11 protein-coding genes are annotated in these 14,222 nt (G+C 41.1%); 8 read left to right on the plus strand and 3 right to left on the minus strand.

Annotated elements, in window-relative coordinates:
- Nucleotides 1–311: 311 nt before the first annotated feature.
- The 5 genes from BM126_RS07460 (at nucleotide 312) to BM126_RS07480 (ending at nucleotide 5,400) form a co-directional block, all read left to right on the plus strand.
- Entirely contained in the window at nucleotides 312–1,019 is a 708-nt protein-coding gene (locus tag BM126_RS07460; RefSeq protein ID WP_090988908.1) for a response regulator transcription factor, read from the plus strand.
- Nucleotides 1,016–1,987 (plus strand): sensor histidine kinase, encoded by a 972-nt coding sequence (locus tag BM126_RS07465; protein ID WP_090988909.1) that lies wholly within the window; start codon nucleotides 1,016–1,018, stop codon nucleotides 1,985–1,987. The genes BM126_RS07460 and BM126_RS07465 overlap by 4 nt, the downstream gene beginning before the upstream one ends.
- A 153-nt stretch (nucleotides 1,988–2,140) precedes the next feature.
- A complete protein-coding gene (locus BM126_RS07470) occupies nucleotides 2,141–2,911 on the plus strand; it encodes an ABC transporter ATP-binding protein (RefSeq protein WP_090988910.1) in 771 nt (256 codons plus the stop codon).
- A complete protein-coding gene (locus BM126_RS07475) occupies nucleotides 2,886–4,790 on the plus strand; it encodes an FtsX-like permease family protein (protein WP_090988911.1) in 1,905 nt (634 codons plus the stop codon). The genes BM126_RS07470 and BM126_RS07475 overlap by 26 nt, the downstream gene beginning before the upstream one ends.
- A gap of 205 nt (nucleotides 4,791–4,995) precedes the next feature.
- Nucleotides 4,996–5,400: a YugN-like family protein gene (locus BM126_RS07480; protein WP_090988912.1), complete on the plus strand. Its 405-nt coding sequence runs from the start codon at nucleotides 4,996–4,998 to the stop codon at nucleotides 5,398–5,400.
- Here the strand turns inward: BM126_RS07480 and BM126_RS07485 are convergent, their stop codons facing one another.
- Nucleotides 5,401–6,384 (minus strand): potassium channel family protein, encoded by a 984-nt coding sequence (locus tag BM126_RS07485; protein WP_090988913.1) that lies wholly within the window; start codon nucleotides 6,382–6,384, stop codon nucleotides 5,401–5,403.
- Nucleotides 6,385–6,612: 228 nt separating this feature from the next.
- On the opposite strand from BM126_RS07485, the gene BM126_RS07490 reads away from it, so the two are divergent.
- Nucleotides 6,613–8,523, plus strand: a complete 1,911-nt coding sequence (locus tag BM126_RS07490; protein WP_090988914.1) for an MASE3 domain-containing protein — start codon at nucleotides 6,613–6,615, stop codon at nucleotides 8,521–8,523.
- Nucleotides 8,524–8,575: 52 nt separating this feature from the next.
- Complete coding sequence (locus BM126_RS07495; RefSeq protein ID WP_141770033.1) at nucleotides 8,576–9,868, plus strand: ATP-binding protein; 1,293 nt, start codon at nucleotides 8,576–8,578, stop codon at nucleotides 9,866–9,868.
- Nucleotides 9,869–9,931: 63 nt separating this feature from the next.
- Here the strand turns inward: BM126_RS07495 and BM126_RS07500 are convergent, their stop codons facing one another.
- Nucleotides 9,932–11,218, minus strand: a complete 1,287-nt coding sequence (locus tag BM126_RS07500) for a glycoside hydrolase family 18 protein (RefSeq protein WP_090988916.1) — start codon at nucleotides 11,216–11,218, stop codon at nucleotides 9,932–9,934.
- A gap of 191 nt (nucleotides 11,219–11,409) precedes the next feature.
- Nucleotides 11,410–12,156 carry a glycerophosphodiester phosphodiesterase gene (locus tag BM126_RS07505; RefSeq protein ID WP_090988917.1) on the minus strand — a complete coding sequence of 249 codons (747 nt, stop codon included), beginning with the start codon at nucleotides 12,154–12,156 and terminating at the stop codon, nucleotides 11,410–11,412.
- A gap of 660 nt (nucleotides 12,157–12,816) precedes the next feature.
- Here BM126_RS07505 and BM126_RS07510 point away from each other — a divergent pair.
- Nucleotides 12,817–14,205: a branched-chain amino acid transporter BcaP gene (locus tag BM126_RS07510; RefSeq protein WP_090988918.1), complete on the plus strand. Its 1,389-nt coding sequence runs from the start codon at nucleotides 12,817–12,819 to the stop codon at nucleotides 14,203–14,205.
- The last annotated feature ends 17 nt before the right edge of the window (nucleotides 14,206–14,222 follow it).

A 14,222-nucleotide genomic window follows, 5' to 3' on the forward strand; every position in this document is an offset into this window, starting at 1 on the left:
TGAGGTTTAAACTATATTACTTAAACATAATCAATCGTCATGCCATTTCATTCGGATTTATATACGTTAGTCCCTGAGAATGAGCCTTAATTGGCATTTTGTCTTTTTGTTCTTACAATAGTTGTACACTCTTTCAGATGAAAGAGTGATTGATGAAACCCGATATAAACTTGTTTATAAATGATTTTTAAGCCGCCTGCAAGCATCTCCTGAAGAATCAGGGGATTTTTTGTATTGAAGAGGGCAGAACTTTCGCTCACTCCTTGGCTTTTGATACAATCAAGGTAGGATATACGAAAAGGAGAATAAGGATGTTTAAACTGTTCATTGTTGAAGATGACAAACAACTGGTAAGTTTGCTTCAGGCTCATTTACATAAATTCGGCTATGATACAAAGGCTGTCGATGTTTTCGATACAGTCAGAACTCAATTTGAGGAATATGAGCCACATTTGGTTTTAATGGATGTCAATCTGCCGAAATACGATGGTTATTATTGGTGCCGGCAAATCCGCAGTATCTCCACCTGCCCAATCTTATTTATATCTGCCAGAGAAGGAAAGATGGATCAGATAATGGCATTAGAAAATGGAGCGGATGATTATATTACGAAACCATTTGATTATGAAATTGTGACGGCGAAAATCAATAGTCAGCTAAGAAGGGCGTATGGCACCTATGCGGTCCCGCAAAGTGGACGGACAACTACGGTTGCTGGATTAACCCTTGATGTGGAAAGGCTGAATCTTAGTTTATGTGGTAAAGAAATCGAACTAAGTCATACAGAAGCAAAAATTTTAGATGAATTAATGAAAAAGGCGGAGCGGGTGGTCAGCCGTGACCGGTTACTAGAAAAAATTTGGGATGATCAGGTATTTGTAGATGATAATACGCTAAATGTTTATATTGCCCGGGTTCGTAAGAAGTTAGCTTCATTGGATATTCATGAGGCACTTCAAACCATCCGCGGCCAAGGTTATCGCTTTTTGCCCAATTCGGATTGGGGGAATAAAGAATGAAGCTATTCTTACGTGACCAAATTCTCATGCTTGTTTTTTATCTAGTTCAATTATTGGTCATCACCGTCGTTTATTGGCTTGATGGGTATCACCATATGAAGATTAGTATGTATGCAGCATTTCTCAGCAGCTGTTTATTGCTCGGATATCTCTGTATCCGTTACCTGATGAATCGCTCCTTTTATACGCGATTAGAAAATCCGTTATCCTCGGTGGACGATTTTAGCTTCCCTCCTCAGCAGGCTCCGCTGGCAGAAAGTTTAGATAGACTTTTAAAAAGTCAATTTCGGCATTATAAAACGGATTTACATAATTATAAATATAAGCTGGAAAACCATACGCAGTTTATTAATCAATGGGTTCATCAAATGAAGACACCATTATCCGTTATTCACTTAATGATCCAGGATGAGGATAATTCCCGCTTTACAGCAATTGGGGACGAGCTGGATCGCCTAAAAAAAGGGCTGGAAATGGTTCTATATACATCACGATTGGAAAACTTTGAACATGATTTTTATGTGGAAACTCTTGATCTGCAAGCTGTTGCCAGAGCAGCAGTCTCCAGTCAAAAACGTTTATTTATCCGCCGTCGCATTTTTCCCTCCTTTCAATTTGATGACGATTTGCGGATTGCGTCAGATGAAAAATGGCTGTCCTTTGCCTTAACTCAGATTATTACCAATGCCCTTCGATACACAGTTGATGAGGGGCGTAAAATTTACTTTCATGGCTATCACCGTGAGAACCAAGTGTTCCTAGAAATTCGGGATGAAGGGGTAGGAATACCGGCAAGTGACCTAGCACGCGTCTTCCATCCCTACTTCACAGGGGAAAACGGCCGCAACTTCCAAGAATCAACCGGAATGGGACTCTACCTCGCTAAGCAGATATGTAAAAAATTAGGTCATCACATCGAAATCCAATCAACCGTCAATAAAGGAACAACCGTGCGAATCGTTATTTAGCTGACAGGTACTATTTGTGTACATTCGATCATCTAGAAGACGTTTTTGGCTACCTTACAATTGTGTAAGATAATTGTAAGGTAGAGAGATAGAGGTCAGGCTATTTTCTGGTTAGAATGGAGGTATTAGTTGAGGGAAAAGGAGTGAGAGATTATGTACATTTTGGAAGTGAATCAAATAGAGAAGATTTATGAAGGAAAGGTTGCTCATAGGGCATTGGATAATATTAATTTTTCGATTGAAAAGGGTGAGTTTGTTGGGATTATGGGTCCGTCGGGAAGCGGGAAAACGACACTTTTAAACCTGATTGCCACGATTGATCGGCCGACGGCTGGTGAAATATTAATTAATGGCAAAAATCCTCATGTGTTAAATCGAAGGGAAACAGCGTTATTCAGACGCCACGAGCTTGGTTTTGTTTTTCAGCATTTTAATCTGCTCGACACGTTAACAGTCGAGGAAAATATTGTCTTGCCTTTAACCCTTGATGGTGTAAGTGTGAAAGAGATGGATGAAAAATTACATTCTGTAGCAAAAAAGCTTGGAATTGATTCCATCTTGAAAAAAAGAACCTATGAAATTTCCGGCGGCCAAATGCAGCGAACAGCAATTGCACGTTCAATCATTCATCATCCGTCACTTATTTTGGCAGATGAACCGACTGGAAACCTGGACTCCAAAGCATCGAAGGATGTCATGGAGACATTGACTGCGATCAACCAAGAAGAACAAGCAACGGCTTTAATGGTTACACATGATCCGTTTGCAGCAAGCTACTGCCATCGCGTCATTTTTATTAAAGATGGTCAACTCTATAATGAAATTTATCATGGCGATAACCGCCAGGCTTTTTTCCAAAAGATTATGGATATGCTTGCTTTGTTAGGAGGGGACAGCCGTGACCTTTCCGCAGTTCGTCTATAGAAATGTTGTCCGCAATAAACGGACCTATGCTGCCTACTTTCTCAGCAGTGCTTTTTCAGTAATGATATTCTTTGTTTATGCCCTTTTCATCTTTCATCCAGATATACATAAGAGTGTGACTAGTATTCTTGCCATTCAGTTAATGGGAGCAGCAGAAGTCATCATGTATGTTTTTTCATTCTTATTTGTTCTATATTCTGTCAGCACCTTTCTTAAATCACGGAAGCGGGAATTTGGAATATTAATGATGCATGGGATGACGAGAAACCAATTAAACCTTATGGTATTTTTAGAAAATATGCTTATTGGAATAGGAGCGATTGGTGCCGGAATTGGTTTAGGGTTAATTACCGGAAAATTGTTTCTCATGGTTGGCGCGAAGATGATAGGCATTGGCGCGCTGCCATTCTATTTTTCTGGTAAGGCAATGGGACTTACCATCTGTGCCTTTTTATTTTTGTTCTTTTGTATTTCATTATTTACAACTGCACTCGTTCGAGTTAATAAGTTAATTGATCTATTTCAAGCGGGTGAGAAACCGAAAAAAGAACCAAAGGTATCCATCTTTTTCTCTCTATTATCAGCGGTATTGCTTATTGCCAGTTATTACTTAGCTGCAACTGCCACAGTCCAGACATTAATGTTTCGAATATTGCCAGTCATTACGATGACAGTTAGTGGAACATATTTCTTCTACACGCAGCTCTCCGTATTCCTAACAAAATTACTCCAGAAAAACCGTGGCCTATTTTGGAGAAGAACGAATATTATTACCATTTCTTCACTTGCGTATCGCTTAAAAGACAATGCCAGAATGTTTTTTATGGTAACAATTGTGTCCACGGTGGCCTTTTGTGCAGTCGGAACCCTTGCTTCTTTTAATGTCGTGAGCAAGCAAGTAAAACAAGACTATCCTGCGGAAATCGGTTATGTAGGCGGGGAGGATCAACAGGCTGACCAGCAGAATCTACATCAAATTAAAGCAGAATTTAAGGAGAAAAAGATTGATTATACGACCAACCAGGTACCGATTAAATATCTGGCGATTGCGTCCTCAAACAATCGGTATACACCTGAGAAAATACCTGTTGTAGCCTTCTCAGACTATAAAAAAATAGCAACAGAAGCCGGCTATGAAATGACGGAAAAGTCTGTATCTGGCCTGAATGTATTCGCAATGCGAACGGCAACCCTAAGCAATTCGGAACAGAATACGTATAAATTAAAGCAGGAAAAAATAAAGCTTTCTCAAACTAAGCTGACTGAACATGTGGTATTCCCGATGCAGCTGATTATGAGTGAAGGTCTTGTGGTCAGTGATAGACTGTTTGATAAGCTATTGGCGGTTAAATCGAGAATGTATACCGGATTTTACACAAAGGACCTTGAGAAAACGGCAGGTATGGGAGAAAATCTTGCGGAAAATGGGATGAAGTTTTATTCTGCCAAAAGTCCATACTCTATGACTGTCAGCGGGACTATCTATGAAAACCAAATGAATATGTACAAGATGATGCTATTCGTAGCTTTACTGATCGGGGCTGTCTTCTTTATTGCGGCAGGAAGCTTTCTATACTTCCGCTTGTATGCGGATTTGGAATATGACCGCCGTCAGTATTTAACAATTGCGAAGGTTGGATTAACGGATCAAGAATTGAATAAAATAGTAACTCGTCAACTGGTATTACTCTTTTTCGTCCCAATTCTAGCGGCCTTTATTCATAGTATTTTTGCTTTCATGGCATTACAGAGCTTTTTCGCTATATCTATCGTGCGGGAGATCGTCATTGTACTGACTAGTTTCTTAATAGCTCAGGTTATCTATTTCCTATTGATCCGTTCCCGTTACTTGCAAAATTTGAAGAAAACATTGGTGTGAAAAGGAATAATACAAAAAACATCTGATTACCCTATTCAGATGTTTTTTGTATTGTAGGTTTTCTGATATTTCTCATAAATAAAAATGGCAGTGTTTTGCAGTTCTTGTGAAGGAGTTATCTTATTTTAGGGGTCAGACCCCATTTCCCGGATTATTTCCCGGCGGGGGGATATGCTATACGAAAAGCGGTTTAGGGGGTTTTTTGATGATTGAGCTTTCTTCTGGTATTGAGGGCAGGGTTTTTTCTTTATTGGATTTAGAAACAATGATGAAGCCGGCAGGTTATGTGATTGGGGGGAATTGGGATTACGATCATGGCTGTTTTGACTATAAGATAGATGACGCAGAAGGATATCAGTTCCTCCGCATCCCGTTCAAAGCTATAGATGGGCAATTGGATTCCCCAGGTGTAACGGTCGAACTGCAAAAACCATATCTGCTGTCACATGTTTATGAAAATGGCCTGGATCAGGAGGGAAACACAGGAAACGTATCCGCTTCGTTTAACCAATTTGCAGAACCTGTTGACCCTGACGGAGACTTTCCTCATATTTATATTTCGCTTGGAAAATCCATTTTGCATGAGCTGGAAAAAATCCTGCTTGATTAACTATTTGTCATTCACAATCAGCAGGAGATCATAACTTTCCATAGAAAATGAAAGCGGGGGATTCATCATCGTATTCCCATTTCGGACGATGCCTGCTGGCAATATATTTGAATCGACCAGAATATGGCACAATTCTTGGAACGTGAGGCCATTCCATTCTGGTTTTAAAGGAATTTCCGAAAAAACGGAGCTTTCCAACTTTACACTTTTTTGGTCAGCTTCACCCAGATCCCTGAACATATAGCTGCTTGCATACTCATTCGTTTCGATCAGCGAATCGGCACCCGCACGCAAGGCATTGGACCTTTGTTCCTTTGTCAGTATTTCTACGGAACAATAAATATCCGGATTAAGTCCTTTAATGCTGATTAAGGTTAATATGGAAAACATATCGGTCTGAAATTCATCCTGTTTTAAATCAGCCGTGATCAGGACTCTCGAAGCGCCCGCAACATTAGCTTTTTCCAGCACTCCGTCATAGGCGGCATTACCCCGGATAAAATGAACATTGGATCTATGCTGTATCAATGGATGCCTTGTGAGAGTAGCATCAATCAAAACGATTTGCCTTCTTTTTTTCTCCAGAATGGACTGAATAAGCAATTTTGATCGTTCGTTCCAGCCGATTATAATTAAATGTCCGCTTTTGCTGCATATTTTTTTCCCTTCTGCGTAATCTTGTTCAGATGATGCAGCAATAGCTGAAACGGACGCAAAATAAGAGGTTAGGACTCCTGCACCTGATAATATAAGCAAAATGCCAATTGCCTTTCCTTTCATGGTTTCTGGAACAAAATCTCCGTATCCAATTGTAGAGGCGGTAACGATTGCCCACCAAATGCCGTCAAAATAGGAACGAAAGGTTTCAGGCTCTGCGAGGTGTATGGCACTTCCGAATGCTGCAAGGAAAATAAAGATAATGACAAGCAGCCTTAAAAGACGAAGCATATTCCCGTTTGCCGGAAGTGTTCTGAGTTTAAACATTAAATTCCCCTTCTTTTTTCTTTTCCTAACAGTATGGACAACATTTCCCTAACTAATAAGGGCTTTTCCTTCTCCTGCCTTAAAAATCAATCAGATAAGAACGTACTTGAATAGAGATATTAAGATGCCTTAGTTTTTTGAAATAATATTAATTACCCATGAACCTCTTATTGTGAATCCATAGGTATTAGTTTATGCTTTGGATAAGAGGGATGAAAGGGTGATGCTATGAAGAAAATTGAAAATAGTTCGATCATCATGGCAATAGTATCATTTTGTGTATTCTTGCCTGTGTTAGTGAATCGCAGCCTGATTCCTGACTGGACACAATACTTGGAAAGTCATTATACATTTATTCATATCATTCTGGAATTGGCCAGTACACTGATTGTGTTTACAATTGTTTTGCTCGGAATCTTTTTTTACAAATATTCCTCTACTCTTCCCGCAATTATCCTTGCAGGATCGTTTATAGCAACAGGTGTGTTTGACCTCTTTCACACATTGACATATAAAGGGCTTGCGAATGATATTGTTGATAATAGTTTTACTTTTTCAAATCTGTTTTGGATTACGGCCCGTTTTACGGAATCCATTGCACTTCTTCTTGTGATTTTTTTGCCAAAAAAAGGGACAAATGACGAAATCACCAAAAATACCTTCATAGCCTTCAGTCTTTATGCCATTTTTATTTCCCTGCTTATTTTTCTGAAATCTGAAAGCTTTCCTGCCCTTTTCCAAAATGGTTCACCTACTATATTAAAAAATTGCCTGGAATATCTATTTGCACTTCTGCATGCAATGGTTTTGGCTCGCGGGCTGTTCCTTTATAAAAGCGGCGGAAAAAGAGAGTATTTATTCCTTGCTGCTGGAGCATGTTTGCTGATGTTTTCTTCCATCCTGTTTGCTTCGTATGAACATTACTATGACCAGAAAAATTTCTTAGGCCACATCTTTAAGATCATTGGTTATTTTTATCTGTTCAGGGCCGTTATCATATTATTGGGAGAACGCCCATACGAGACAGTTAAAGTGCTGTCTGAAAAGTACAGCCGGCTGCTTGATACAGTAGTAGAGGGGATTTATGGAACAGATTTGGATGGCAGGCTAATTTTCGTCAATGCTTCAGGTACAAAAATGCTGGGCTATAGGGAAGATGAGCTGATAGGAAGGAAGTTACATCCCCTGATTCATCATACAAAAGCAGATGGGACCAGACATTTTGAGGAAGATTGCGTGATTTCAAATACTTCGCGCACAGGCCTTTCCCATCATGTCAAAGAAGACTGCTTTTGGAGAAAAGACGGTACGCCTGTACCAGTTGAGTTTTTCACAAGACCTATTCTTGAAGGGAAAAACATAGTTGGAACGGTCGTTACCTTTTTTGACATTTCCCAAAGAAAGCAGCTTGAAGTTCTCCAGAATAAGCAGAACATGCTGGATCATGAAATAGATCTTGCGGTTTCTGTTCAGCAGTCACTGCTATCTGCAGGGAATCAATCATCAGATTTGGAGAATATCGGTGTTGTCAGTAAACCTTTTAAAAAGCTGAATGGGGACTTCTATGCCTTTGTCCAGCAGCCAGAAGGGATGACAATTGCCATTGCAGATGTATGCGGAAAAGGAATTCCCGCAGCCATACAAATGACCATGATGAAATTTGCTATGGAAGCTAACCGGAAGCCACCGCTTATTTTAGAGGATGTTAACCGTTTTTTTGCAAAATATATGGACAATTATTCTTTCATTACTATGCTCGTAGGATTCTATAATCAAGATACAAAAATATTCTCTTATTCTAGCGCGGGTCATGAACCGGCGTTACTGTATAAAACAGAAAAAGACGAATTTACTGAACTTACGACAGGAGATCCGATTATCGGGATCCATAATGAGTTTGTTTATCAATCGAAGGATATTCAGCTCGAAGAAGGGGATTACCTGCTGCTTTATACAGACGGCATTATTGAGAAAAAGAACAATAAAATTGATAATAATGATGTATTAAGAGAAGCGTTCCGCAAGGCTGATTTAACAATGCCTGTACAATATATAGCTGATAGTATGTTCGATGCAATCAGGGATTATCATGGGCCAGGTGTTTACGATGACCAGACATTGATTGTTGTAAGGGCCTGATAATCCATGGCGGGGGGCAGGCTATTTTCGGGCTGAACGGGCGCTTGCGCTTTTGAAATTCATTGAGGGAGATTATTTGATGCATTTTCATCTTGCTATGAAAGAGGTTCTCTTAAACTTCTTTCTTATTTTGACCCCGATTTATTTTTTTCAATTTATTAGTACGCAAAGAGCCAGAAACGGGCAAATTCTCCTGGGAATCATTGCAGGGCTGGCAGCCGTTTTATGCATGACGTTTCCGATTGCTTATGGAAACGGCTTTCTTTGGGATTTGCGCTGGGTGGCGTTTATTATTGCCATTATTTATGGCGGCTGGCCGGCAGGCGGCATTGCCGGCGTAATTCTTCTCAGCTACCGCATGAGTCTTGGGGGCTTGGCCAGCATCTTGAATGTAACAGTTATAGAGGTTATTTTATTTATCATTTTTATTGTTATGCGGAGATGGTTTCACGGCTTAGCATTAAAAAAGAAAATGCAGGCTGGCTTTATAATGGCCGTATTAACCTTTTCATTAGTTCTTGTGGCGATTATGTTTCATTTTTGGTTCATGGACAATCTCGGTTTCTTTTACGAAGAGGGAACTAATGTTTTTCTTCTTATGGGTGCAAGCTATATATTATCGATGCTGCTTTTCATTTACTTTTCGGAAAATATCATCCGGTTAACCAGTCTAAGAGAAACCTTTCATCAAACAGAAAAGGCGCATATGGTCAATGAAATGTTTGTTCTCTTTTCGTATGAACTGAAAAAGCCATTGGGGAATGTAAAGGAAAGTCTGGAGAAAATTCAGCTAAATACTGCTGATGCATCAAGTGCCGGGCATCATAAACTTGCTTTGAACCAGCTTGAGGAGGCACAGCGCGTTCTTTCAGGCTATCAATCTTATTCGAGTAATGAAAATGGAACGAAATCCGGTTTTTTCCTGCTTCCGGCTATAGAAGAGATTGTGGAAATTACATCTCCCTACTCCCATACAAAAGGCGTTACAGTTACTTATTCATTGAACCAGAATATAGAACTTACTGGAGATAAGATACCATTCAAGCAAGCGATTTTGAATATCCTGAAAAATGCCATTGATGCCACTTCTAAAGGAGGAAGGGTATTAATTGAAGCCGAAAGATCGAGAAATCACGTGAAGTTACGGGTAATAGACTCGGGAATCGGGATGACCAGGGACGTTCTGCGTGACATAGCGAGAAGCAATGGACTGAGCGGAAGCAAATTTGCTGGAAATGGCCTGCATGTGGCATTTGAACAAGTTCACAAAATTGGCGGTTATTTGTCCTTTGATTCTGAAGTGGGTAAAGGCACTGTAGTTACAATGAAGCTGCCGCTAGCCTGAAAATGATAAGCTGTCCGGTATGCTTTCTGCCCGAGACAGCTTTTTTGCTTGATATATCGATAACTAGCTCCGCTTTCTTACATTGAAATTATCACTGATCAAAAGCCAATTTTGCGGAAAAGGCAGTCCAAGCTTCCAATAGCTCATTCCGCGGAGACCCAATGTTTTCATTAAATCGAATTTAGCCTGGATGGACCGGGCATCCTCAAACCATACTTCATGCTTCTTTCCCTGTGTGTCCGTATAGCTGAAATGCGGGGCCTGGGCAGTTTTGCTATATTCAATGGGTACATTATTTCTTCCGGCAAGCAGAATGGCTGCCTGCGGGCTCAGTGCCTTTGCTTGTGATCCCTGGACGAAGGGAAGTGTCCAGTCATACCCATATAAATTTTGGCCCATTATTATTTTGGATGGGGGAATTTCGGTAATGGCATATTCGAGAACCTTCCTGACCGGCCCTATTGGTGAAACGGCCTGAGCAGGCCCGCCGCTGTAGCCCCATTCATAGGTCATGATGATGACGAAATCAACAATCTGACCGTGTGCTTTATAATCGTGTGCTTCATACCATTTTCCTTTTTGAGCTGCACTCGTCTTGGGAGCTAACGCTGTAGACAACAGCCAGCCTTCCTGGCTGAATCTCGCCTTCGCGGTCCGCAAGAATTGGTTGTAGGCTTCCTTATCAGCAGGTCTTAAGTATTCAAAATCAAAATGAATATCCCTAAAACCATATTGCTTGGCAGTTCTTACTACATTGTTCAGAAATGCAGCCTGTATAGCAGGGTTTGTCAACAGAATTCTGCCCAGTTCATCGCTGAATTGGCCATTTTCCTGGTTGTTTATCACCATCATCAGCACATTTCGATTATTTCTCGCAATGCTTTCAAAATTATTAAGAGGGGGGGCTTTTAAACTGCCGTCCCGCTGTGCCTGAAAACTGAAGGGAGCCAGGTAGGTTAAGTAAGGTGCTGCCTCTACTGCGCTGTTTTCCAGTGCTTGTGTAACACTTGTTCCGAGAGGCTCCACATAACCATTGAATTCCCGCTCCGTTTTTGGCATAGGCGGAATATACAGGCGATAGCCGGAGGAAAGCGGCTGATTGACCGGAATTCCATTAATTCTGGCAAGCTCTTCATATGAAATTCCAAATTTCCTCGATATGCTCCAAAGCGTATCACCGGTTTTGACGAAATAAAAGCGGCCGGTGATCGGTATAACAAGTGTTTGCCCGATAACCAGACGATCAGGATTTGGCACTCTATTTGATTCTGCGATGCTTTGTGCAGTGGTTCCATACGCCTGGGCAATGCTTGACAGAGTTTCATTAGAAGCAACCACATGTATTTGCATCCTCTTCCCTCCTAATTGATCACGTTCGCCATATGATTAAAAGTCATTTTTGTTTGGGTACGCTATAATCATTTTATGTCGGGAAATTCAATTAATGTTATTAAAGGAAAAAACAGCTTGAATGAGTCTGATTATGTATCGGACATATTACTGTGAAATCTTTGAAATGGCAGCTGACGCAAGTAAATGAATTACTTCTTGCTCTCCTGGAATTCATATGCAAGCTCGATGGCCCTTGCAGGGAAATCGGTGAACAGTCCCTCAACACCCAGTTCAAGAATATGGATAATATCACACTCTGAATTCGCTGTATAAGGGCGGACCTTGCATCCTAGAGCCTTCGCCTTTAATGCGTGTTCCTTAGTGAAGCCGGCCAGTGCCGGATGAAAAGCTGCTCCTTGATTAGCTTTAAGCAATTCTTCAAAATTAACGGGAAATTTTTCAAATAAAAGGGCACTTTCAATTTCAGGAGCTATTTTTTGGGCTATGCCGATAGATTTATGGTTGAAGGAAGAAAGGATAATCCTCTTTTCATAGGAGTACCCGCGTATAAGCTCTATAACCTTTTTCTCTAATCCTGCGTATGGTAATTTATCATTTTTCAGCTCCACGTTTATGATAAGAGAGGTGTCTTTTGCCCATTGAAACACTTCCTCAAGCAGCGGGATTTTTTCATTTTTAAAAGAAGGAGAAAACTTTATGCCTGCATCACCCATTTTCAGCTCTTCGGCCGTATAGTCCGCTACATAGCCTGACAGAGTGGTAGTCCGTTCCAGAGTTTCGTCGTGGATGACTGCCAATTTACCGTCTTTGGTCAGGTGGACATCAAGCTCAATGCCGTCTGCACCGCTTCTCAAAGCCGCTTCGAATGCTGAGAGGGTATTTTCAGGATGTGTCCCTTTGGAACCTCTGTGGGCAAATATACATACATTCTTCATATGTCATCCTCCTTGTATACATTAGTTATTACTCTATTCCCTTGTCTTTGAAATTACACTTATAAAGAAAATGGCATACGGAACGGGGGGCAGCCGGGTCCCGCTTTGCCGGCGGATTTCCTTTCTGAAAGAAACTAATAAATTGCGGGCAGCCCCGTCTCTTTTGCAAGGACGGGATTTTTGGTTATGCAAGGGAATTCTTACCCTGAAGCTTATGGCTGCTTAAGGTGGGCTTAAACCTGCGGTTGTTTGAAAAGATGATTTAAAAGGTAAGATATTAGGAGCGTACTTTGCCTGCACTTTTTGGTAATCCAGCTCCAGCGCCTAGCCCGCTGAGGCCTGCACGATGCAGGTCATGAAGGCGTTTCTGCAGGAGGCAGAGTAATTAGCCTTCGTTCCTTGTTAGATGTTTTGCCCTGAGAGGCAAAAAGCGCCTCTAAGGTCAAAACCCTATTTGCTGCACGGGCTGATCAAGGCGCTTCCGCTTTTTAGTAAGTTATTGGTTTTTTTTTGATAAAAAAGGCCTTATTATATTATTTTACGATAAAAGTCTTGACTTCGACATAGAACGACAATATCCTTTAAATATTGAACTGTTAAGAAATTAAAATATTTAGACAATTCAATCTCTTAACTAAATTAGCTTTCAAGGAGAATTATATGAACTCAATCTTCCGTAAAGTCTCAATTCCTGACTTGGTGGCAAAAAGCCAAGTGAAAAAATTGAACCGTTCGTTAGGTCTGCTGGACTTAATCTTTTTGGGCGTAGGCTGCGTAATCGGGACAGGCATCTTCGTAATTACAGGAGTGGTCGCTGCAAAAAGTGCAGGTCCTGCGCTGCTTATCTCATTTATTATCGCCGGTGTTGCCTGCGCCCTGGCTGCTTTGTGCTATGCCGAGTTTTCGTCGGCTGTTCCGGTGTCAGGGAGTGTGTATACCTATACATACGCTACCCTGGGTGAAATTTTTGCCTTCCTGATCGGATGGGACCTCATGCTCGAATATGTTTTGGCTGTGTCTGCCGTGGCTACTGGCTGGTCCTCTTATTTTCAGTCGCTGATTGCCGGTTTTGGCATATACATACCAGATATATTAACCCAGGCACCCGGGACAGGGAAGGGAGCAATCATTAACCTTCCGGCGGTTATTATTATCTTGCTGATTACAGCACTAGTAAGCAGAGGTGTCAAAGAGAGTACAAGATTTAATAATGTAATGGTATTTATAAAACTTTCCGTCATCCTGGCGTTCATTGCTGCGGGGGCTGGTTATGTCAAACCTGAGAACTGGACCCCATTCGCGCCGTTCGGCTTCAAAGGGATTGTTACAAGTGCTGCAACAGTTTTCTTTTCTTATATAGGATTTGATGTCATCGCTACGGCATCTGAAGAAGTGAAAAATCCCAAAAAAAATATGCCGATTGGAATCATTGCTTCCCTTGGTATCTGTACGTTTTTATACATGGTTGTTTCCCTTATCCTGACAGGGATGGTGCCCTATACAAAATTAAATGTCGGTGATCCTGTCTCCTTTGCATTAAAAGCTGTCGGCCAGGATCAGATGGCGGGTATTATTTCAGTAGGGGCTGTTGCAGGAATTACGACTGTATTGCTTGCACTGATTTATGCCCAGGTAAGGTTATCTTATTCAATGAGCCGTGACGGACTTCTTCCCAAGCGTTTGTCTGTGGTCCATAAAAAGTACAAAACTCCTTTCTCAAATACATGGCTGACTGGCATTGTTGCTGCAGCTATTGCAGGATTTGTCGATCTGACGACCCTTGCACACCTGGTGAACATGGGCACTCTTGCTGCCTTTACACTAGTATCAATAGCAATTATCGTCCTTAGGGTAAAGCATCCTGAAATCAAAGCATCCTTCCGGGTTCCCTTCGTGCCGGTTTTACCTGCAATCAGCGCCTTGTTTTGTGTGTATTTAACATTAAGCCTTCCAGCGATTACCTGGATATCCTTTCTCATATGGCTGATCGCAGGGCTTGCTGTTTATCTCTTTTACGGTAAAAAACACAGCCATCTTAATCAGCGTTAATAAAAAAGCTTCATCAT

The organism is Bacillus sp. OV322, from assembly GCF_900112495.1.
Classification (GTDB): Bacteria; Bacillota; Bacilli; order Bacillales; family DSM-1321; genus Peribacillus.